We start from the raw sequence: 20,668 nt of genomic DNA on the forward strand, positions 1-20,668 counted from the left end.
ATCACCCACAGGGTTTTCGACAGGCCGGGGCAAGCTCTTCCTCCTGAAAAATTTGATTTTTTGTGTATAAAAACCAACTTATCCACAGGATAAAAAAATAGCGGCTTCACGAATCATAAATGCTTTGTCACACTCTATCAAAAGTGAGTCGGAAGAATCGTTTAGCCGGTCTTACTTAAATAAAATCCTTAAGTAATAGAGGAAGTAAAACGGTTATTTTTTCGTTGAAAACGCGGGGTATTCCTTATCTACCCCCTTTCAAATGAAGAAAAGCTCAAATAGAATCTGAGAGTACTCGCCTGTTACGGAGGTCCTTACGTCATGATTAATGTCAGAATTCAACACCAAGAGGTCAAAAAATTGTCTCCTAAAATAACCGTGGTCGGTGTCGGTGGCGCCGGTGGTAATGCCGTTAACAATATGATCAGTTCCGGGCTGGAGGGGTGTGAATTCCTTGTTTGCAATACGGACGCGCAAGCCCTGGAGGGTTCGCTGTGCGAAAACCGGATACAGATGGGGATAACCGTAACCGGTGGTTTGGGCGCTGGCGCGAAACCGGAAATTGGCCGGGCCGCCGCTGAAGAATCTCTCGATGAGGTGTTGCAGTACCTCGAAGGCTCCAACATGGCCTTTATCACAGCCGGTATGGGCGGTGGTAGTGGTACCGGCGGCGCGCCGATTATCGCGCAGCACTGCCGGGAAAAAGGTATTCTGACGGTTGGTGTTGTAACCAAACCGTTCCATTTCGAAGGATCCTTGCGCATGAAAATGGCGGAAGAGGGAATCGAAGAAATGCAGGAATACGTCGACACATTGATCGTAATCCCGAACCAGAATTTGTTCCGCGTCGCGAACGAAAAAACAACCTTTGCCGAAGCCTTTAAAATGGCCGACGGCGTGCTGCAATCCGCTGTGCGCGGCGTGACGGACCTGATGGTGCGTCCGGGCCTGATTAACCTCGACTTTGCCGATATCCGCTCTGTGATGCTGGAAATGGGCAAGGCCATGATGGGGACAGGCGAAGCCACAGGCGAAAAACGCGCGATTGAATCGGCGGAAGCCGCGATCAACAACCCGCTGCTGGATGACGTTTCGATGAAAGGCGCACGCGGCGTTATCATCAACGTGACAGGCGGCGATGACATGACGCTGTTCGAAGTCGATGAAGCGTGCAACCGTATCCGCGATGAAGTCGATCCGAACGCCAATATCATCATTGGTTCGACATTCGATTCGTCTTTGGAAGGCACGATGCGCGTTTCCGTTGTGGCAACCGGGATTGATGCTGCGGAACTGAAGTCTGTGAACCGGACATCCGGCTCTGCGGGTTTTAAACCGGCTGTGACGCAGACAAAAATCGAGCGCGCACAGCCTAAAACCGAAACGGCGGTGCCGGTATCCCAGCCTATGGGGATCGCCCCGGCTGTTCAAAAAGCGCCGATGGCAACACCGGCACCACAACAGGTGTCTATGGAAACGATGGCCGATGAGCCGGAAACGGATATGTTCGAGCAAAACGAATTTGCACCGACGCCAGCCCGGACAGCAACGCCCGCGTCTATGCAGACGATGCCCGGACAGTCAATGCGGGGCACGGTCTACCGGGATTCCTTTATTCCGCCGAAACCGATGACTCCGCAAGACACGGCTCAGGCTGAGAGAATGACGACTCCGGCACCGACGGCGACGATGCCTGCATCCGCCCAAACGCAAACAGGCGCGCCGGGTATGTCGGGTCTAATGGCTTCACGCCCGTCTTATGCCGCCGCAGACACGGAAAGTGCTTCCGGCCTGACGCTGCGTCCCCCGGTTCCGGGCGGAAGCGCGCAGCAGAAAAAACAACAGCGGACACCGTCCTTGTTCGAACGCTTCACCACGCCGCTCCGTCAATACACGGAAGGGCTGACCGGCGATCATCACCGGGATTCAGGGGAAACGGACAGCACGCAGCAAGGGCAAGGCGGCAACGCCGGACGCCCGCCGATGGGGCTGCATGCACCGCGGACACAAGGGGGCGCCGCGCCGTCACAGGGAAATCTGGCGATCGACTCGCCGTCCGTAACCAGAGCCGAAGTGCAAAAGGAAGATGAACTGGATATTCCGGCTTTCTTGCGCCGTCAGGCCAATTAAAAGATTTAGTGGGGTAAAAACTTTTGCCAATCCTTCCCTACAGGGGCCGTTCGCGGCCCCTCTTTTTTTGTGGCGGCGCTGGAAAAACTATTATAGAAATTCTGTTACGGTAATAAATTAAATAAAAAGGATGTGAAAAAATGGCACAAGAGACAGAAAATACAAAAGGCGGTTATACCCGCGATCTGGAAGAGCTGAAGCATGAGCTCCGCAATGTGTGGAGTAAGATTGGGGAAATGCTCGTTTCTCCCCCTTCGGGCAAGGAAAACGATGATGCTTTTGAAAGAGCCCTTGAAAAGCGGACAGAGGACATTGACCGGGGACTGGCTGTTATTGACTCGTGGCAAAAAGCAGGCGCGACGGAAGTGTTGGCATCGAGCAAACCCGAAGGAAAAGTCCAGGCGCTTTGGTGGCTTGATTCCATAAATAAAAATCGTGCAAATCCTTTGATTCCAAACCCTAACGCCTAGGGGATGGTTTTTATAACGAGTGAAGCAAAACGCTTTTGTTTCCGCAGGGCACGGACATCGAAAATACCCTGCACGTGGCAGCGGCTATTGAGCGGCACAAGGTCATTCCGGCCTACAAATAAACGGGCACGCATCGATTGTAACAATCCGCAATAAACAGTGATTTGTTATAAACAGGCAGAAATCTTATATTTACCGTGACGGTAAACCTAGAGATATAGAGATTTCATGCAACAGACCTTGCAAAAAAGCGTTACATTCAAAGGCATTGGCCTTCATTCCGGCGCGGAAGTCATTATGACGATGCGCCCGGCGGGCGAAGATGCCGGTATCTGCTTTGTCCGTACGGACGTCGCCGACCGCGATAATCATATCCCGGCCCTGTGGGACCGCGTGGTTGATACGCGTCTGTGCACAGTAATCGGCAACGAGGCCGGTGTTACCGTCGGCACGGTCGAACATTTGATGGCAGCCCTGCGCGGCTGCGGCGTCGATAACGTTATTATCGAACTGGACGGTCCGGAAGTGCCGATTATGGATGGCAGCTCCGCGCCCTTTATCGAAAAAATTGATGAAGCCGGTATCCGCAAGCTGGCCAAAATGCGCACCGCCATCAAGGTTTTGAAAGAAATCAAGGTCGAGCAAGACGGCAAAACCGTCTCCCTGACCCCCGGTGATGTGCCCTCGTTTGTCGGGGAAATTGAATTCGATCACCCGGCCATCGGCCACCAGCATCAGCAAATCAAACTGGTTAACGGTAATTTCCGTCATAACTTCGCCAATGCCCGGACTTTCGGGTTCGTCGAGGAAGTCGAAGCCCTGCGCAAGCATGGTCTGGCGCTGGGTGGCTCGCTGGAAAATGCCATTGTTCTGGATCGTGACAAGATCATGAACGAGGACGGCCTGCGCCATGAGGATGAATTTATTCGCCATAAGCTGCTTGATGCGATCGGCGATCTGTATCTGGCCGGCGCGCCGATTATCGGCACCTATGAAGGGACCAAGGGTGGCCACGCGATGAACAACGCGCTTTTGCACAAGCTGTTCGCGGACAAAGAGGCCTGGACACTGGTCGATATGGAAGAAGCCCGCCGGGAAGCCGTACACTAGGTTTTCCATCAGGGATGTCTTGTGATTGGGGATGTCTTGCACATCCCCTCTTTATTTCCGTCCCGCAGGCGGCTATCTATAGTAAACCATCATTTGAAAACGAAAGCCGTTTGTCATGAGAATATATCTGCGCTTACTACCTGTGTTTCTTCTTCTGGGCCTTTGCGCGTGCGCCGGGTCAGACAAGGGAAAAGACGATCAGGCGCCTGAGGACGAAAAGCCTGTGGAGACGCTGTATAACGAAGCGGCGTCGGCACTGGATGATGACCGCTATATCGAGGCCGCCCGGTTGTTTGATGAAGTCGAGCGCCAGCACCCTTATTCCCAGTGGGCAACGCGCGCCGAGTTAATGGCCGCCTATGCCGCTTACAAGGGGCTGCATTACGATGAGGCGATATTGGCGCTGGATCGGTTTATCCAGCTGCACCCCGGCAATCAGGATGTCGACTACGCCCTGTATCTGCGGGCACTATGTTTCTATGAGCAAATTTCAGATGTCGCCCGCGATCAGGCGTTGACGATGGAGGCGCTAAACGCTCTGCAAACACTTGTTCGCCGTTTCCCGGACAGCCAGTACGCCCGCGATGCCAATTTGAAGCTTGATCTGACGCTCGACCATCTGGCGGGTAAGGAAATGGAGATCGGGCGCTATTACCTGAACCGTGGCTACATTAATGCGGCGATGAACCGGTTCTTGGTGGTGGTCAAGGAATACCAGACCACCACCCACGTCCCCGAAGCGCTACACCGCCTTGTCGAAGCCTATATGACACTGGGTCTAAAGACCGAAGCCACGCATGTGGCGGCGGTTTTGGGGTATAACTATCCCGGTAACAAATGGTACGAACGCAGCTATAAACTGCTCGACCCTGAGCAGCGTGCCAAAATTCTCGATGAACGCGGCTGGGTTGACCGGACGGTGGAAAGCATCTTTAAACCGGACTAGCTTTTTCAGGCTGTCATCCTGAGCGACGCGAAGGATCTGATGTTGCTCACAAAGATTCTTCACCTGCGGTTCAGAATGACAAGGCAGGGGGGTATTAATATGGAAACCTATATCGACCGCTGGGGAAAAACGCACACGCCGGATGAAAATAGTGTTATCAAGGGGCGGGCTGGCGCCTTTGGCATCCTGATCGTTCAAAACAAAATCCTTCTAACATGGCCGGGCTGTGCACCAGATGTTCCAGAGTTGCCGGGTGGCGGTATTGATCCCGGTGAAACGGCGCAGCAAGCGATGACCCGTGAAATGTGGGAAGAAGCAGCGGTGGAGCTTCCTTTCGTTAATGCCGTAAAAACAATTACGCAGCGCGCATATCTGAAGGCTGAAAATTGTGGTGAATTTTGGCACTACGATCAAACCTACTTCTTGTTGAAGGATCACGCCTATGAATCGCTGTTGTTTGAAGGAGAAACCAGCCCCGAAGACGCCTTGAAAGCCCGCTGGGTTGATGTGTCTGAATTACCCGGTTTACAGATACACGCGGTGCATTGGAAAGTGCTGGAGAATCTGCTCTAATACCGTTTATGCTCACGGCTTTGACCATACAGAATGTTGTCCTGATCGACCGGCTGGCTCTGGAATTCCGGGCAGGGTTTTGCGCCCTGACCGGGGAAACCGGCGCGGGGAAGTCAATCCTGCTGGATTCGCTGGGGCTGGCGCTTGGTGCGCGGGCCGAAACGCGGCTGGTTCGCAAGGGTGCGGAGCAAGCGCAGGTCACTGCTACTTTTGAAATCCCGGCCTCTCACCCCGCATTTTCAGTGTTACAGGAATCGGAGATTATGGTGGAGCAGGGCGAGCCTCTGGTCGTGCGGCGCAGCTTGAGCGCCGATGGCCGCTCCAAAGCCTTTATCAATGACCAGCCGGTCAGTGCCGGGCTTTTGCGTACGGTCGGCGAAAGCCTTGTCGAAATTCACGGCCAGTTTGAAACGCAGGGGCTTCTCGACCCCAAAACGCACCGCGGGATGCTGGATGAGTATGCCGGTGTAAATACGGCAGAGCTGCGTGGTCACTGGGACGCATGGAAAACCGCGGAAGAAAAGTTGAGTGCGGAACGCGAAGCTATGGACCGCGCCCGCCGGGATGAAGAATATTTGCGTCAGGCCGTCGAAGACCTTGATGCGCTGGCTCCGGAGCAGGGCGAAGAGGAAAAACTGGCGCATTTGCGTGAACGGCTGATGAAACGGGAGCAAATCCTCGAAGCCCTGAATGTGGGGTATGAAGGCGTGAACGAAGCCGAGAATGTTCTGGGGCAGGCCGCCCGCGCGCTGGAACGTGCCGGTGATGACGGCGCGGACATTATGGCGGCGCTTGACCGGGCGGGCGCCGAACTTCAGGAAGCGCTGTCGGCGATCCAGTCTCTTTCAGCCGATCTGGAGGAATGTGAATATTCCTTAAGCGAGATCGACGACCGCCTGTTTGCCTTGCGCGCGCAGGCCCGCAAGCACGATTGCACGGTTGACGACCTGCCGCGTATCCGCGATGAACTGGCCGCGCAGCTGAATAATATCGAACGGCAGGACGATATTCTGGCAGAACTCATGAAGGAAACGGACGCCCTGAAAAAAGCTTACATGTCTTATGCGGAAGACGTTCGCGGACAAAGACAGCAGGCAGCCGGGAAACTCGATGGGTTCGTGGCTGACGAATTGCCGCCGCTAAAGCTGGAAAAAGCTCTGTTCGTGACAAAGGTCGAAAGTCTCGAAGAGGGCGAATGGGGGCCGGGCGGCATGGACCGCGTGCGCTTCCTCGTCGCTACCAATCCGGGGACGGAGCCGGGACCGCTGAACAAGATTGCGTCCGGCGGGGAAATGGCCCGTTTTATGCTGGCGCTAAAAGTCGTGATGGCCGAAACCGGTACGGCGGGCACCATGATTTTTGATGAAGTCGATTCCGGGATTGGCGGCGCCACCGCCGATGCGGTGGGCGAACGCCTTGCGCGCCTCGCCGCCAGCCGCCAGATTCTCGTCGTCACCCATGCGCCGCAGGTCGCCGCCCGCGCGGGCCATCACTACATCGTAATGAAAGACGGGGGCGATGATGTGAAAACCACGGTGATCCATCTGGAGGAAACACCCGCCCGGCGTGAAGAAATCGCCCGCATGCTCTCCGGCGCGTCTATCACTGACGAATCCCGCGCAGCCGCCGATAAATTGCTGGAAACGGGGAGAGCGGCGTGAATCAACAGGTATGAGCATCCCCGCGTAAGCGGGGATCCAGAGAGGAAAAGGCGGTGAGTTATCATTACGTGTACATGGTTACAAGCAAAAGGAATGGTACTTTGTACATCGGCGTCACAACAGATTTAAAAAGAAGAATTTGGCAACATAAAAACAAGGCTGTCGAAGGATTTACAAGTCGCTATAATGTTGATCGCCTCGTCTGGTTTGAAACATATGACGATTACTGGGAAGCGGCGCAAAGAGAGCGGCGCATGAAAAAATGGAACAGAGACTGGAAAATCGAATTGATTGAAGGCTCTAATCCGGAATGGAACGATTTGTATGATCGTTTGTAATATGTGGATCCCCGCGTTCGCGGGGATGCCGTTTTAAGTAGGAAAAATGTCAGATTCACTTTTTAATTTCGAAGAGGAAGACGCGCGCGCGCGGCATAAAAAGCTGGTCGCGCAGATCCGTCATCATGATGCGCTGTACTACCAGAAAGACGAACCGGAAATCTCCGACGCCGATTACGATGCCCTGCGCCGTGAACTGGAAGACCTCGAAAGCAAACACCCGGAATTGGTAACCGCCGATAGCCCAACCCAGACCGTTGGCGCCGCCCCGGCAAGGGGCTTTAAAAAGGTCAGACACAGCGTGCCGATGCTCTCCCTGTCCAACGTGTTCAGCGAAGAGGATGTCGGAGATTTCCTTGATCGCATTCGACGATTTTTAGGATTAGCCGAAAATGAGTCTGTCGGAATTCAGGCCGAACCGAAAATCGACGGCCTGTCTTGTTCCCTGCGCTACGAGAATAGAAAACTGGTTCTGGCCGCCACCCGTGGCGATGGGCAGGAAGGCGAAGACATCACCGCCAACGTCATGATGATTAGTGATGTGCCTATAGAGTTACCAGATGAAGCGCCAGACATGCTGGAGGTTCGCGGTGAAATTTATATGCGCCGTGATGATTTTGCGGCCCTGAACAAGCGGCAGGAAGAAGCCGGAAAACAGCTTTTCGCCAATCCGCGCAACGCGGCAGCGGGCAGCGTGCGCCAGCTCGACCCCGCGATTACGGCTGAACGCCCATTGCATTTCTTTGCTTATGCCGTAGCGGATGATAGCGTTTTATCCGCTAAAACCCAGAACGACATTATATCAACCCTTCAGCAGTGGGGGTTTGTACGGGCGGAGCCTTTCGATGTGTGTGACAATGAGGATGCGCTGATGGCGTATTATCAAGATATCCTCGAAAAACGTCCCGACCTTGATTACGAAATTGATGGCGTGGTGTACAAGGTCAACCGTAAGGACTGGCAGGAACGCCTCGGTTTTGTCTCCCGTGCGCCGCGCTGGGCGACGGCGCATAAATTCCCGGCAGAGCAGGCGATAACGCGTCTCAAGGATATCGAGATACAAGTGGGCCGTACTGGGGCGCTGACGCCCGTTGCCCGGTTGGAGCCTATCAGTGTCGGCGGCGTGGTGGTATCGAATGCGACGCTCCACAACGAAGACGAAATCCGCCGCAAGGATATCCGTATCGGCGATATGGTTGTCATCCAGCGCGCCGGCGATGTCATCCCGCAGATTGTCAGGGTTTTGACGGACAAGCGCACGGGCGAAGAAAAAGAATTCCCTTATCCCGATCATTGCCCGGTTTGTAAATCTCTGGCCATCCGGGAGGAGGGTGAAGCGGTGCGTCGCTGCACTGGGGGCCTGATCTGTGACGCGCAGGCCGTCGAACGCCTGAAGCATTTTGTGTCCCGCGATGCGTTTGATATCGAAGGCATGGGCACAAAGGTCATCGAGCTGTTCTGGGAAAAAGGCTTGCTGCACAGCCCCGCCGATATCTTCCGGCTGGAGGAGCGCAATAAAGAACTTGTTTGTCATTCTGACCCCCGCGAAAGCGGGGCGGAAGAATCGGTTGCCAGCGATAAAAGATCCTTCGCTGGTGCTCAGGATGACAATGAATTACGTCCCTTGCAGGAATGGGAAGGCTGGGGCGAGAAATCCGCTGAAAACCTGTTTGCCGCTATCCAAAATCGCCGCACGATTGAGCTGCCGCGCTTTATTTATGCGCTGGGTATTCGCCAGATCGGACAGGCGACAGCCAAAAGATTAGCCGGGCATTACGGATCCCTGGAGGCTTTGAAAACGGCTATGGATGCCGCGCAGGACCGGGAGAGCGAGGCGTTTGCCGACCTGCTGTCGATCGAGGATGTCGGCCCCGCCGTTGCCGATGATTTGCTGGGCTTTTTTGCCGAGGACCATAACCGGGAGGTTCTGGCTGATCTGGAAAGCTTTTTGACCATCGAAACCTACGAAGCTCCTGCCGCTTCCGATTCTCCCGTGGCGGGGAAGACGGTGGTATTCACCGGGACGCTCGAAACCATGACGCGGGCCGAGGCCAAGGCCGGAGCCGAATCGCTGGGCGCCAAGGTTGCCGGATCCGTATCCGCCAAAACCGATTACGTTATCGCTGGTGCGGATGCCGGATCAAAGCTGAAAAAAGCACGGGAACTGGGCGTCACCGTGCTTTCAGAAGAAGAATGGAAACAGTTGATCGGGCGGGATTAGCCCTTGTCGCGGGCGCGCAGGCCGTCAAGACGGTGCAGGGCGTCCTCGATCTCGTCCGGGTAATCACGCCGTTCGATAAATTCACCGCCGCCCGTGTTCCGGGTCATCGACAGGTCAAGCGCTTTGACCAGCTCTTCGGAAATAGGGGCGTCGCCTTGCTGTAAAGCCAGATCAAGGGCGAACAGAATACGGTCGCTCAAGCGAATGTGACGGCCGGTTTCAAAAAATTCTCTGGGGTCCATAAAGCTCTCTCCTGATAAAAACGTGCGGGCAGCGTGCCACATCTAGAACGGTTTTACTTTCTCTTTGATGGCGTTGGTTGTCAACAGCTCATCAAAGGCGGCCAGAAAACGATCCCGGATTTCATCTTTTTCCATCAGAATTTCGTGGTGGGAGTCGGGAAGCTCCAGCAAGGTCGCCTGCGGGATTTTCTGGACGGCTTTTTTGATCGCCTTGTTGTCGACCAGTTTTTCCTGTTCGGCCAGCGCCAGAAGGACAGGCGTTTGGATACTTTGCAGAACACGGGATTTGGCAAGCTTGTAACACGAAACCAGCGCTTCGTGAACCCAGCCGAACGTTACATTGCCAACTTGCAGGTCAGGGTCGAATTCGCACCACGTATTATGAACCTGGTCGCGGACCGGATCGCTGGATAGCGTGTCGTGGGCGCGGCGCGGGCGAATTTCGGGATCCCAGTCGCCGCCGCCGAATATGTAGCTGGAATTCATGGATTCGTTCAAAGCCCCCGAAATCGCCAGCCGCAGCCATCCCGGAAAGGCTCTAAGGGATTTAATGCCCAGCATCGGGGCGGTAAAGGCCGCGGCAGCAAACATGTCCGGGTGCTGGCTGAGGTAACGCAGGCCGATATTGGCGCCCATCGAATGCCCGAGCATCACCAGCGGAATGCGCCCGATATCCGGGTGAACGGCGGCGTGCTTGACGTATTCCATCAGGAAAAAATGAAGATCGGCAACATCGTCATCGAAACTGGTGGCGTGGCGTTTATGGCGGTTTTTCAGGTGCCGTTCGGATTTTCCCTGTCCTTGCCAGTCCAAAACCCACATACTGAGATTCCGTTTAAGCAGGTCGTGGGCCAGCTCAAAATATTTTTCACTAAATTCCGACAGTCCCGGCAGGACAATCACAATCGCATCGGGAATATGGCTGGGCGGTGCCACCGTGCCAAACCGCATTTTGCGGCCCTTGGCATTTGAAAATGTGTGCCAGCGCCAACCGGGTGGTTGTTGAAAACGATCTTCGAGGGCGGGGCGGTCTTTTACCGAATCACTAGTCATGACGGGCATTGTAATATGCGGCGCGGATACAGGCTAGACGTTTCTTTCAACGGGCAGAGGCCCGAAACTCTGGGCCGTCGGCATGACTTCCAGCGTGTTGATGTTGACATGCGCCGGCAGGGTCGCCGACCAGTAAACCGTTTCGGCAACATCTTCGGCTGACAGCGGCTCCGTATGGGCGTAAACGGCGTCGGCTTTTTCCTTGTCGCCCTTGAAACGTGCCAGTGAAAAATCGGTGTGCGCCATGCCGGGCTCGATATTGGTGACGCGCACGTGGGTGCCGTGCAGATCGGCGCGCAAAGCCAGAGAAAACTGTTTCACAAACGCCTTGGACGCACAGTAAACATTGCCCCCCGGATAAGGCCAGTTTCCGGCAATCGAACCGATATTGATGATATGCCCGCGCCCGCGCGCCACCATGCCGGGCAATACATGCCGGGTCATGTGAACCAGTGCCGTCACGTTGGTGGCGATCATCGAATCCCAGTCCTCAAGATTAGCGTCCTGAGCCGGCTCCAGCCCCAGCGCCCCGCCCGCGTTGTTAATCAGGCAGTCGATATCCTTGAAACCGTCAGGCAGATTATCGAGCGCCTGTTTCATCGCCGCATGGTCGGTGACGTCAAAACAGATCGTGTGGGTGTCGCCCTCTACAACTTCCTGCAACTGATGAAGCTTGTCGGAATTACGGCCATGCAGGATAACGCGTGATCCGTTGGCGGCAAAGCGCTTGGCAAACGCCGTCCCGAAACCGCTCGTGGCCCCGGTAATCAAAACGCATTGCGGTGTGTAAATTGGATAGCCCATGGCTATTCCATCGCCTTGACGATGTCTTCCGTCATTTTCTTGGCATCGCCGAGCAGCATCATCGTGTTATCGGCATAGAACAGCGGGTTGTCGATCCCGGCATAGCCCGATCCCATCGAGCGTTTGACGAACAGCACCGTCCCGGCTTTTTCAACATCCAGAACCGGCATCCCGTAGATGGGTGAGGAGCTGTCATGCTTGGCCGCCGGGTTGGTGATATCGTTTGCACCAATCACGTACACCACGTCGGTCTGGGCGAAATCGCGGTTGATGTCTTCCAGCTCGAACACTTCGTCGTAAGGCACGTTGGCTTCGGCCAGCAGAACGTTCATGTGGCCTGGCATACGGCCCGCAACCGGGTGAATGGCGTATTTTACGTCAACGCCTTCCTTCTTCAGGATGTCAGCCATCTCGCGCAGCGCGTGCTGGGCCTGCGCCACCGCCATCCCGTAACCGGGAACGATGATAACGCTGGATGCATTTTTCATGATATAGGCCGCATCATCCGCCGCGCCCATTTTGGCATTGCGGTCGCCGTGATCCGCCGCTGCGCCCGCGGCCTGTTCGCCGCCAAAGCCGCCAAGGATCACGTTAAAGAAGCTGCGGTTCATGCCCTTGCACATGATGTAGGACAGGATCGCACCGCTGGCGCCGACCAGCGCGCCGGTCACGATCAGCAGGTTGTTATGCAGCGTAAAGCCGATACCGGCCGCCGCCCACCCGGAATAGGAGTTGAGCATCGAAACGATCACCGGCATGTCTGCGCCGCCGATCGGGATAATCATCAAAACGCCGAGCGCGAGGCCCAGCAAGACAATCATCCAGAAGAAAAAGCCGCTGCCGGTCGCGCACAGAAGGATAACGAACAAGAGCAACAAGCCGCCCAGCCCGGCATTGATCTGGTGCTGCATCGGGAATGTCACGGGCTTGCCGGAGATTTTACCCTGTAACTTGCCCCAGGCGATAATCGAGCCGGTAAAGGTCACAGCCCCGATCGCGACGCCGAGCGCCATTTCGATCAGGCTGGCCGTTTTGATGGCGCCGGGCTCGCCGATGCCATAGCTTTCCGGGGAATAGAATGCCGCCGCCGCGACAAAAACCGCCGCCAGACCGACCAGCGAGTGAAACGCCGCCACCAGTTGGGGCAGGGCTGTCATCTCGATTTTCTTGGCAATCACCGCGCCGATCGTCCCGCCGATCATAATGCCGAGGATAATCAATCCGTAAGAGGTCACCGTCGGCAGCATCAGCGTTGTCACAACCGCCAGCGCCATGCCGCTCATCCCGTAAACAAGACCGGACCGCGCGCTTTCCGGGTGCGACAAACCGCGCAGCGCCATAATAAAGCAGACGGACGATATCAGATAGGCCAAGGGGGCAAGTGTTTCCATTGGTATATTAGTCCTCTTTTTTTTCTTCGTGTTGAGTCTGGTACGGCTTGGCAACGCGGCTAAACGCGCCGGGATAGTCGGATTCGTATTTGTCGAGAATCCGGTCGATCACGCCGCTGTTCTGGAGCTGCTGCGTGGCTGTGTTAAGAAGAGACAGCAATTCACGTTCGTGAATGTCAATCGCCGTCGTTACGCCGTAAACGCGCAGCGGCTTGTCCGGCGCGAGCCTGCGGATCTTGCCGGGATTGTTCTTCATGAAGCCGGAGGCCTGGCCGTGATTCGTAAAGGTGATGTCGGCTTTACCCATAGAGACGTTGATGAGTTGGTTAATATCCGTCTCCATGATGGTCAGTTGCAGCCGTCGGGCTTTCGGGAAATCTTCAGTGGCGATGTCTTCCGTTACGCCGCCGTCTATGGCGGCGATGGTTACGGCAGGGTCGTTGATGGCACTCATCATGTTATCGTCGAAACGATGGTCGTCGGCGCGAACGTAGGCTTCGATCGCGTTGAAGAAAACCGGAACGGTAAAGGCGCTCTGGACGCCATCCTTGGCATCGGCCCATTTGCCGGCGCACATAGCGTCGATTTTCCCGGATTGCAGGGCGGCGGGCACATCGCCCCAGCCGACTTCCTGCGTCCATTCGATGTTCAGTCCTGTGGCTTTGGCCAGCGCTTCCATGTATTCGGGAAAAATGCCGGAAAATTCACCAGTATTCGGGTCGCGCATGATGACCGGTTCGTAATAATTGTAACCGCAGCGGATTGTCCGGGTTTTTATAATGTGGTCGTAAGCGCTTTCTTTGCCGGCGTCAGCCGCTATAGCCGTCTCTCTCACCGTCAGAATGCTGGCGGCAACGACTAAGCAGATGATGGTGACGGTCCAGAGGGATTTCACGTTCTTACCCCTTTTTCTTAAACATGTGCAGCATCCGGCGCGACACGATAAAGCCGCCAAAGATGTTCACGGAGGCGAGGATCACCGCGAGAAACCCCAGAAACTGGGAAAATCCGTTATGCGAAGCCCCCGCCGCCAGCAGCGCACCGACGATAATCACCGAAGAAATCGCATTCGTCACCGCCATCAGCGGCGAGTGCAGGGCCGGGGTAACACGCCAGACCACGTAATAACCGACAAAACAGGCCAGCACGAAAACGGTCAAACCGGTCACCAGAAAGCCGTCGCCGTGATCGCCCGTCGCCATGGAATGTGAGGCTTCTATGGCCATGGCCGCTGTCTGGTCCGCCAGCGCCTTTGTCTGATTCGCCAGTTCGGCCAGACTCTCGGATAATGTGTTGTTACTCATGGTTCACGATCCTTATTTTTTTGTCGTGGTTGATGTCTTGGCGGCCGCTTTTTTTGCCGCCGGTTTTTTAGCTGTCGTTTTTTTCGTCGCCGGTGCCTTGGAAACCGGTTTTTTGGCCGCAGGCTTTGGCTTGGCCGCTGTTTCCTTTTTTGCGGCGGGCTCTTTGGCTTTCGCCGCCCCGAATTGCGGGTGAACGACTTTGCCGCCGCTGGTCAGGAGGATGCCTTGGACGATCTCGTCTTCCCGGTTGATCGCCAGTTTGCCGCTGTCCTTGTCGACGAGCAAATTCATCAGGTTCAAAAGGTTCTTGGCGTAAAGCGCGGCGGCGCTGGCCGCCAGACGGCTCGGCACGTTTTTGTGGCCGACGATGATAACGCCGTGCTTCTCAACGACTTTTCCGGCTTCGGTCAGGTCGCAGTTGCCACCGGTTTCCGCTGCCAGATCGACAATCACCGCGCCCGGTTTCATGGTCTTGACCATCGCCTCGGTAATCAGTTTCGGCGCCGGACGACCGGGGATCAGGGCCGTGGTAATCACAATATCCTGCTTGGCGATGTGTTCTTCGGTCAGAGCGGCCTGTTTCTTTTTATACTCGGCCGACATTTCCTTGGCATAACCGCCCGCGGTTTCAGCCTGTTTGAATTCTTCGTCCTCGACGGCAACGAACGTCCCGCCCAGTGATTGCACCTGTTCCTTGGCAGCCGGCCGGACATCGGTGGCTGATACAACAGCGCCCAGACGTTTGGCGGTCGCAATCGCCTGCAACCCTGCAACGCCGGCGCCCATAACAAACACTTTCGCCGGGGGAACGGTTCCGGCAGCGGTCATCATCATCGGAAAGCCGCGGTTGAATTGCTCGGCGGCATCCAGAACGGATTTGTATCCGGCAAGGTTTGACTGGGACGACAGGACGTCCATCGCTTGCGCCCGGCTGATTCGCGGCACCAGCTCCATGGTCATGGCGTCGATCCCGGCCTTTGCCAGTGATTCGATCAGGGCGCCGTTCTGGTAAGGTGCAAGCATACCGATCAGCAGCGCGCCTTTTTTCAGGTCTTTCAACGCCGTAGCGGCAGGCGGCTGAACGCACAGGACAATATCGGCGCTTTTCAAGGTTTCATCGGCACTTTTGGCAATTTTGGCTCCGGCCTCTTTAAAGGCGTCATCGGTGAAGGACGCTTTTTGCCCGGCGCCCGATTCGATAGTGACGCTGCAGCCCAGCGCCGTGTATTTTTTAACCGTTTCCGGAGAGGCGGCAACGCGGGCCTCATCAGCGGCTGTTTCTTTCAGGACGGCAATTTTTAAACTCACGGATAGGCACCCCTGTACAAGCTGTCGGTTTTTGAAATGAATACAAAGGAATATGTGACATCTTTGACGCTTTGTGAAGAGGGCGCCGCCATGTTTTTCACAGCGATGTGTGATTTTATATAGTTATGTTATTATCGGTTTCTCATATAACAGGAACAGGCTTGCTTTCCGGTGTGTTCTTGGTTAGATTCTATATAAGATTCTTGCGCATGCCGCGTCTTTTTTCATCTTTGTCCCAGCGACGTTTCTATATGACCGATAAAAAATACCTATTGAAAACCGGATTATGGACGGCAGGGGCTGTTTTAGCGCTTTGCTCTTCTACGACGGTGCGCGCCGAGCCTTTGTCGTCGGCTGTGCAAGCGGCGCTGAATAATCACCCGACCGTTGAGGCGGCGATGGCCGCCCGCGATGCCGCGATGGAAGAAAAGAACGAGTATTTCGACGGTTATTTCCCGCAAGTGGAAGTGCGCAGCGCTGCCGGACGGATTTACGGGGATAACAGCACCAGCCGCGGTTTGAGCGTAACGCGCGGCGCGGGCTATTCCGGCTTTTGGGAGGGGTCCGTGACGATGACCCAGCTCCTGTTTGATGCGGGGAGCACGCAAAACCGGGTGGAAGCCGCGGCCGCCCGTGAAACGGCCGCCGATTACAAGATTATAGATACGCGCGAGCAAATGGCGCTGCGGACGGTGCTGTCCTATCTGGATGTTATGCGGGGCCGGGAAGCGCTGGCGGCGGCGCTGGCCCATAAGGGGAAAATCGACGACTACATCGCGCGGATTGGCCGGATGGTCGATGAGGGCGCGGCAGATGCCTCGATGACGGTGCAGGCGCGGGATGTCCGGACCCAGCTGGAGGATACGCTGATCTCTCTGGAAGGGCAGCTTCGCAAAAGCGCCGCCGAGTATGCCGAAATTACAGGCCATGAGCCCGACGAAGATATGAACCGCCCGTCACCGGAGGACGGGATTTTGCCGTCCTCAACGGAGGATGCCTTGAAGATGGCGCTGGAAACGCACCCCAGCTTGATCGCGGCGTCTTTGTCCGGCGAATCGTATGACCATGAGGCCCGGTCCGAGCGGGCAAAGCTGACCCCGGCGCTTAACGGCGAGCTGTCGTACCTGAAACGTGACCAAAGGGACATTATCGGCGGCGAAGTAACGGATGCTCGCGCTTTAGTGCGGATGAACTGGAAGTTTAATGTTGCCGGCGCCGAGCGCGCCCGCCTGCGCAAGGCCGAATACCGCAAGGCCGAAAGCCTTGCTAAAAGGGAAGAAATGGAGCGGACGGTAGCCAAGGCTGTGCAAGTTGCTTACAGCGATCTGGAAACGGCGCAGCGGCAGCTGGATGTCCTGCGTGAACGCGTTGATCTGAACCGTGACTTGCTGGCGACCTATGAGCAGCAGTTTGAGGCTTCACGCGTGAATCTCCTGCAATTACTGCAGGCAGAAAACACACTGTTTAACGCCAAGCTGGAGCGCATGAACGGTGAATATCGCTATATCGGCGCGCAATATGCAGCCTTGGCAGGAATGGGCAATCTTCAGGATGCCCTGAACGTAGTGCCGGTTCAAACGGATGGACAGTAATACCGATAAAAAAGCCGGTAAGGCCGGGAAAAGCCAGAACAGTACCGGGCAGGAAAAACCGCAGGGGCATACCGTTGATCCCTTGCTGGAGTGCCTTGTTCACCTGACCGCTCACTATGGCCGCGCCAAGTCATCAGAGGCGATCAAGGCCGGTCTGGCCTATGATGAAAACGGTATGGGCCCCCATTTGTTTTGCGAGGCGGCGGATCGTTTGGGCTTGAAAACCCGGATTGTGCAACAGGCTCATATTGAAAAAATATCCGAGGCGGCGTTGCCCGCGGTTCTCATTCTTAAAAATGCACAGGCCTGTGTGTTGATGGCAGTCGATGCGGCAAAGGGCCATGCAAAAGTCTTTTTGCCCGAAAGCGGCGCTGAAAAAGCCGTGAAGTTATCGGATCTGAAAAAAAGTGCCGCCGGCTATGTCATTCACATTCATCCGCGCGCCGAGTTTGCCGATCCGTCTACGCCGGAAAAGGATGACGTTGATCGCCACTGGTTCTGGGGCGTGTTCTGGAACAACCGCGGGCTTTACGGGCGGGTGGCGCTCGCCGCTGTGCTCATCAATTTGTTCGGGTTGGTCAGCCCGCTGTTTATTATGAATTTCTACAACCGGGTGATCCCGAATAATGCCATTGAAACGGGCTGGGCGCTGGCGATCGGCGCGCTGATGGCGTTCACGTTTGATTTTATCATGCGGACCCTGCGCGGTTATTTTATCGATCTGGCCGGGCGGCGGATTGACGTGGTGGCATCGCGCCGGATTTACGATCAGCTTCTGGATATCCGGCTGGCCGGGCGGCCATCGTCAAGCGGCGCTTTTGCCAATATGCTACGCGATTTCGACAGCGTGCGCGATTTCATGACATCGGCGACGATGACGGCTGTGGTGGACCTGCCTTTTACTTTGTTCTATTTGCTGGTGATCTACCTTCTGGGCGGCCCGGTGGCGTTTATGCTGGCATGCCTGATTCTGGTGGTGATCGGCGCGGGGATGGCGCTGCAATATCCGCTGAAAATGATGGTGCGCAAATCCCTGCACGCGGCCGAGATTAAACACGGTTTGCTGGTCGAGACGATTGGCGGGCTGGAAACGATCAAGGCGATTGGCGCTGATGGCCGCTTGCGCGCCCGCTATGGCACGCTGGTCGGGGAGGCTGCCGCCACAGGCCAAAAATCCCGTTTTGTATCGGCGCTGGGGGTGAACGTTGCGACGTTCCTGCAGCAAAGCGCTACGATCATTATTGTTCTGATGGGCATGTACCTGGTGCAACAGGGGCAAATGTCGATGGGCGCGCTGATCGCCTGTGTCTTGCTCGGTGGCCGGGCGATTGCGCCGATCGGACAGGTGGCAAACCTTCTGGCCCGTTATCATCAGGCGCGCGGATCGCTGGCGACCCTGAACAAGGTGATGAGCTTGCCGGTCGAACGGCCACAGGACAAACAATTCCTGCACCGCCCGTCCCTGCAGGGCAAAATAGCGTTCGATAACGTGTCTTTTGCCTATCCGGGGACAGCGCGGTCGGTTTTGAATGACGTGTCCTTTACGATCGAGGCCGGGGAAAAGGTCGGGTTGATTGGCCGGATCGGATCGGGGAAAAGCACAATCGCCCGGATGATGCTGGGGCTCTACGAGCCGGATCAGGGCGCGCTTTATGCCGATGATACCGACTATCGCCAGATCGACCCTGCTGATTTGCGCCGGAACATGGCTTATATCGCGCAGGATGTCGTGCTGTTCCGCGGTACGATCCGTGAGAATATAACCGTTGCCAACCCGCAGGCCAGCGAAGGCGAAATACTGGCGGCAGCCAAAGCCTCCGGCGTTCATGAGTTTGTTTCCCGCCACCCGATGGGCTATGACGCCCCGGTCGGGGAGCGCGGTGAAGGGTTGTCCGGCGGGCAGAGGCAGGCCGTCGCGCTGGCCCGTGCCATGCTGTCCCGCCCCAATATTTTTATCTGTGACGAGCCGACCAACGCCATGGATGTGCAGGCCGAAGAAGCCTTTACCCGCCATATCCGCCAGCAGGTCGCCGACAAGACGTTTATCCTTATTACCCACCGCCAGAATTTGCTGGCGCTGGTCGACCGGTTGATCCTGATGGATCAGGGCCGGGTAATTGTTGACGGCCCGCGGGACAAGGTTATCGCCGCGCTGGCACAGGGCAAAGTCGAAGTGCCGAAGGAGGGATCATGAGCAGCCAGAACCATGAAACCGAATTCATGAGCGAACTGGAAGCTGCGGTGCGCCTGAAACCGCATCTGGCGGCGAATGTCATGCTGGTTGCCGTGACGGCGATGGTGGTTCTGTTTATCATCTGGGCCAGCGTGTCCGAGGTCGAGGAAATCACCCGCGGCGCCGGGCAGGTCGTTCCCAGCCGCGAAAACCAGATCGTGCAAAGTCTGGAGGGCGGCATTCTGGCCGAACTGCTGGTGCAGGAAGGCGACCGCGTCGCCAAGGATCAGGTGCTGATGCGGATCAGCGACGTGTTCTTTGCCTCTGAGGGCCGCGGCGCCGAAGCCAAATCCCTGAGCCTGCGGGCCAAGAAAGCCCGGCTGACGGCCGAAGCGGAAGGCACGGATTTTGCCATGCCCGCCGATATCACGGAAAAAGCGCCGGACATCGCCGCCAACGAAGAAAAGCTCTATCGCTCGCGCCAGCAGGAACTGGCCAATGCGATTGCTATCCTTGACGACAAGATCGACGGGGTTACGGCGGAAATTGCCGAAACCAACGCCCATATCCGGCGGCTGGGCGGGAATAGCGCCTCGCTGAACAAGGAGCTGAAAATCACGGAAAAAATGGTACAGCAAAAAGCTTTGCCGGAGCTGGAAGAAATTCGTTTGCGCCGGGAGTTGTCGGATGTATACGGCCAGACCAACGCTTATAAGGAAAAATTGACCGGGCTGGAATCAGAGCTGAGCTCCGCCAAAAAGGAACGGGACGACCAGAGCGATAAATTCCGCTCGCAGGCGCTGGGGGAACTGGGGTCGGTTGAAACGGACCTGAAACAGCTCGAAGAAAGCATGAAGTCGATCGAGGACCGTGTCTACCGGACGGAGCTGCGCGCGCCGGTTACCGGGATCGTCAACAATATTTCCCTCAAGACGATCGGTGGGGTGATCGAGCCGGCCCAGCAACTGGTTGAAATCGTCCCGACGGATGACGAGGTAAAGATCACGGCCCGCGTATCGCCCTCTGATATTGCATTTTTGCAGATCGGCCAGCCGGTGAAGATAAAAATAAGCGCCTATGACACGCAGCGTTACGGGGCGCTCAAAGGGCGTCTGGTCCGGATCAGCGCTAACAGTAATCAGGACCGCGAAGGCAACAGCTTTTTTGAGATTGACGTGAAATCGGATCGCAATTATCTGGGGAGCGCCGAAAACCCGTTGCCGGTAACGCCGGGGATGCAGGCCGAAACCGAAATCATCACCGGCAAACGCACGATCATGGATTATTTGCTGAAACCGATCAAACGCGGCTTTGACCGGGCACTGCGTGAACGCTAGGGGAGGGGAAAACCG

18 protein-coding genes are annotated in these 20,668 nt (G+C 56.0%); 11 read left to right on the plus strand and 7 right to left on the minus strand.

The features are described from left to right. Nucleotides 1-321 precede the first annotated feature (321 nt). The 8 genes from ftsZ (at nt 322) to ligA (ending at nt 9,449) form a co-directional block, all read left to right on the plus strand. Nucleotides 322-2,130: a cell division protein FtsZ gene (ftsZ, locus tag H6868_04510; GenBank protein MCB9988582.1), complete on the plus strand. Its 1,809-nt coding sequence runs from the start codon at nt 322-324 to the stop codon at nt 2,128-2,130. A gap of 140 nt (nt 2,131-2,270) precedes the next feature. Beyond that, nucleotides 2,271-2,600 (plus strand): hypothetical protein, encoded by a 330-nt coding sequence (locus H6868_04515; GenBank protein MCB9988583.1) that lies wholly within the window; start codon nt 2,271-2,273, stop codon nt 2,598-2,600. A 228-nt stretch (nt 2,601-2,828) separates the two neighbouring features. Beyond that, nucleotides 2,829-3,710 carry a UDP-3-O-acyl-N-acetylglucosamine deacetylase gene (locus H6868_04520; protein ID MCB9988584.1) on the plus strand — a complete coding sequence of 294 codons (882 nt, stop codon included), beginning with the start codon at nt 2,829-2,831 and terminating at the stop codon, nt 3,708-3,710. A 115-nt stretch (nt 3,711-3,825) separates the two neighbouring features. Continuing rightward, nucleotides 3,826-4,656, plus strand: a complete 831-nt coding sequence (locus H6868_04525; protein MCB9988585.1) for an outer membrane protein assembly factor BamD — start codon at nt 3,826-3,828, stop codon at nt 4,654-4,656. A 99-nt stretch (nt 4,657-4,755) separates the two neighbouring features. Continuing rightward, nucleotides 4,756-5,229, plus strand: a complete 474-nt coding sequence (locus H6868_04530) for an NUDIX hydrolase (protein MCB9988586.1) — start codon at nt 4,756-4,758, stop codon at nt 5,227-5,229. Nucleotides 5,230-5,237: 8 nt separating this feature from the next. Then, nucleotides 5,238-6,890 (plus strand): DNA repair protein RecN, encoded by a 1,653-nt coding sequence (recN, locus tag H6868_04535; protein MCB9988587.1) that lies wholly within the window; start codon nt 5,238-5,240, stop codon nt 6,888-6,890. A 74-nt stretch (nt 6,891-6,964) separates the two neighbouring features. Then, nucleotides 6,965-7,228, plus strand: a complete 264-nt coding sequence (locus H6868_04540; GenBank protein MCB9988588.1) for a GIY-YIG nuclease family protein — start codon at nt 6,965-6,967, stop codon at nt 7,226-7,228. Between the two features lie 46 nt (nt 7,229-7,274). Beyond that, nucleotides 7,275-9,449, plus strand: a complete 2,175-nt coding sequence (gene ligA / locus H6868_04545; GenBank protein ID MCB9988589.1) for an NAD-dependent DNA ligase LigA — start codon at nt 7,275-7,277, stop codon at nt 9,447-9,449. Here the strand turns inward: ligA and H6868_04550 are convergent. Genes H6868_04550 through H6868_04580 form a run of 7 tightly spaced genes read right to left on the minus strand, consistent with a single transcriptional unit; the run spans nt 9,446 to nt 15,551 of the window. Beyond that, entirely contained in the window at nt 9,446-9,691 is a 246-nt protein-coding gene (locus H6868_04550; GenBank protein ID MCB9988590.1) for a hypothetical protein, read from the minus strand. The two genes, ligA and H6868_04550, sit on opposite strands and share 4 nt — an antisense overlap. Before the next feature lie 42 nt (nt 9,692-9,733). Beyond that, a complete protein-coding gene (locus H6868_04555; protein ID MCB9988591.1) occupies nt 9,734-10,744 on the minus strand; it encodes an alpha/beta hydrolase in 1,011 nt (336 codons plus the stop codon). Between the two features lie 33 nt (nt 10,745-10,777). Further along, nucleotides 10,778-11,548: an SDR family oxidoreductase gene (locus H6868_04560; protein ID MCB9988592.1), complete on the minus strand. Its 771-nt coding sequence runs from the start codon at nt 11,546-11,548 to the stop codon at nt 10,778-10,780. 2 nt (nt 11,549-11,550) lie between these two features. Then, nucleotides 11,551-12,939, minus strand: a complete 1,389-nt coding sequence (locus H6868_04565; protein ID MCB9988593.1) for an NAD(P)(+) transhydrogenase (Re/Si-specific) subunit beta — start codon at nt 12,937-12,939, stop codon at nt 11,551-11,553. 7 nt (nt 12,940-12,946) lie between these two features. Next, nucleotides 12,947-13,834, minus strand: coding sequence for a transporter substrate-binding domain-containing protein (locus H6868_04570; GenBank protein ID MCB9988594.1), 888 nt, complete (start codon nt 13,832-13,834; stop codon nt 12,947-12,949). Nucleotides 13,835-13,838: 4 nt separating this feature from the next. Further along, nucleotides 13,839-14,243 (minus strand): NAD(P) transhydrogenase subunit alpha, encoded by a 405-nt coding sequence (locus tag H6868_04575; GenBank protein ID MCB9988595.1) that lies wholly within the window; start codon nt 14,241-14,243, stop codon nt 13,839-13,841. Nucleotides 14,244-14,255: 12 nt separating this feature from the next. Continuing rightward, nucleotides 14,256-15,551: a Re/Si-specific NAD(P)(+) transhydrogenase subunit alpha gene (locus H6868_04580; GenBank protein ID MCB9988596.1), complete on the minus strand. Its 1,296-nt coding sequence runs from the start codon at nt 15,549-15,551 to the stop codon at nt 14,256-14,258. Between the two features lie 251 nt (nt 15,552-15,802). Here H6868_04580 and H6868_04585 point away from each other — a divergent pair, with 251 nt between their 5' ends. From H6868_04585 to H6868_04595, 3 genes are read left to right on the plus strand one after another with little or no spacing between them, the layout of a single operon-like run. Beyond that, the gene (locus H6868_04585; GenBank protein ID MCB9988597.1) at nt 15,803-17,143 is read left to right on the plus strand and encodes a TolC family protein; all 1,341 of its coding nucleotides are present in this window, start codon (nt 15,803-15,805) and stop codon (nt 17,141-17,143) included. Beyond that, nucleotides 17,133-19,337, plus strand: coding sequence for a type I secretion system permease/ATPase (locus tag H6868_04590; GenBank protein MCB9988598.1), 2,205 nt, complete (start codon nt 17,133-17,135; stop codon nt 19,335-19,337). The genes H6868_04585 and H6868_04590 overlap by 11 nt, the downstream gene beginning before the upstream one ends. Beyond that, nucleotides 19,334-20,653: an HlyD family type I secretion periplasmic adaptor subunit gene (locus H6868_04595; GenBank protein ID MCB9988599.1), complete on the plus strand. Its 1,320-nt coding sequence runs from the start codon at nt 19,334-19,336 to the stop codon at nt 20,651-20,653. Before H6868_04590 ends, H6868_04595 begins: the two co-directional genes overlap by 4 nt. Nucleotides 20,654-20,668 lie beyond the last annotated feature (15 nt).

The organism is Rhodospirillales bacterium (assembly GCA_020638175.1).
GTDB lineage: Bacteria > Pseudomonadota > Alphaproteobacteria > Micavibrionales > Micavibrionaceae > JACKJA01.

What these genes read in the sequence shown, in the direction of transcription:
- H6868_04565 (MCB9988593.1), bottom strand. Translation starts at nt 12,939, where the DNA reads ATGGAAACACTTGCCCCCTTGGCCTATCTGATATCGTCCGTCTGCTTT.
- H6868_04560 (MCB9988592.1), bottom strand. Translation starts at nt 11,548, where the DNA reads ATGGGCTATCCAATTTACACACCGCAATGCGTTTTGATTACCGGGGCC.
- recN (MCB9988587.1), top strand. Translation starts at nt 5,238, where the DNA reads ATGCTCACGGCTTTGACCATACAGAATGTTGTCCTGATCGACCGGCTG.
- ftsZ (MCB9988582.1), top strand. Translation starts at nt 322, where the DNA reads ATGATTAATGTCAGAATTCAACACCAAGAGGTCAAAAAATTGTCTCCT.
- H6868_04540 (MCB9988588.1), top strand. Translation starts at nt 6,965, where the DNA reads ATGGTTACAAGCAAAAGGAATGGTACTTTGTACATCGGCGTCACAACA.
- ligA (MCB9988589.1), top strand. Translation starts at nt 7,275, where the DNA reads ATGTCAGATTCACTTTTTAATTTCGAAGAGGAAGACGCGCGCGCGCGG.
- H6868_04525 (MCB9988585.1), top strand. Translation starts at nt 3,826, where the DNA reads ATGAGAATATATCTGCGCTTACTACCTGTGTTTCTTCTTCTGGGCCTT.
- H6868_04515 (MCB9988583.1), top strand. Translation starts at nt 2,271, where the DNA reads ATGGCACAAGAGACAGAAAATACAAAAGGCGGTTATACCCGCGATCTG.
- H6868_04575 (MCB9988595.1), bottom strand. Translation starts at nt 14,243, where the DNA reads ATGAGTAACAACACATTATCCGAGAGTCTGGCCGAACTGGCGAATCAG.
- H6868_04590 (MCB9988598.1), top strand. Translation starts at nt 17,133, where the DNA reads ATGGACAGTAATACCGATAAAAAAGCCGGTAAGGCCGGGAAAAGCCAG.
- H6868_04585 (MCB9988597.1), top strand. Translation starts at nt 15,803, where the DNA reads ATGACCGATAAAAAATACCTATTGAAAACCGGATTATGGACGGCAGGG.
- H6868_04550 (MCB9988590.1), bottom strand. Translation starts at nt 9,691, where the DNA reads ATGGACCCCAGAGAATTTTTTGAAACCGGCCGTCACATTCGCTTGAGC.
- H6868_04555 (MCB9988591.1), bottom strand. Translation starts at nt 10,744, where the DNA reads ATGACTAGTGATTCGGTAAAAGACCGCCCCGCCCTCGAAGATCGTTTT.
- H6868_04530 (MCB9988586.1), top strand. Translation starts at nt 4,756, where the DNA reads ATGGAAACCTATATCGACCGCTGGGGAAAAACGCACACGCCGGATGAA.
- H6868_04520 (MCB9988584.1), top strand. Translation starts at nt 2,829, where the DNA reads ATGCAACAGACCTTGCAAAAAAGCGTTACATTCAAAGGCATTGGCCTT.
- H6868_04595 (MCB9988599.1), top strand. Translation starts at nt 19,334, where the DNA reads ATGAGCAGCCAGAACCATGAAACCGAATTCATGAGCGAACTGGAAGCT.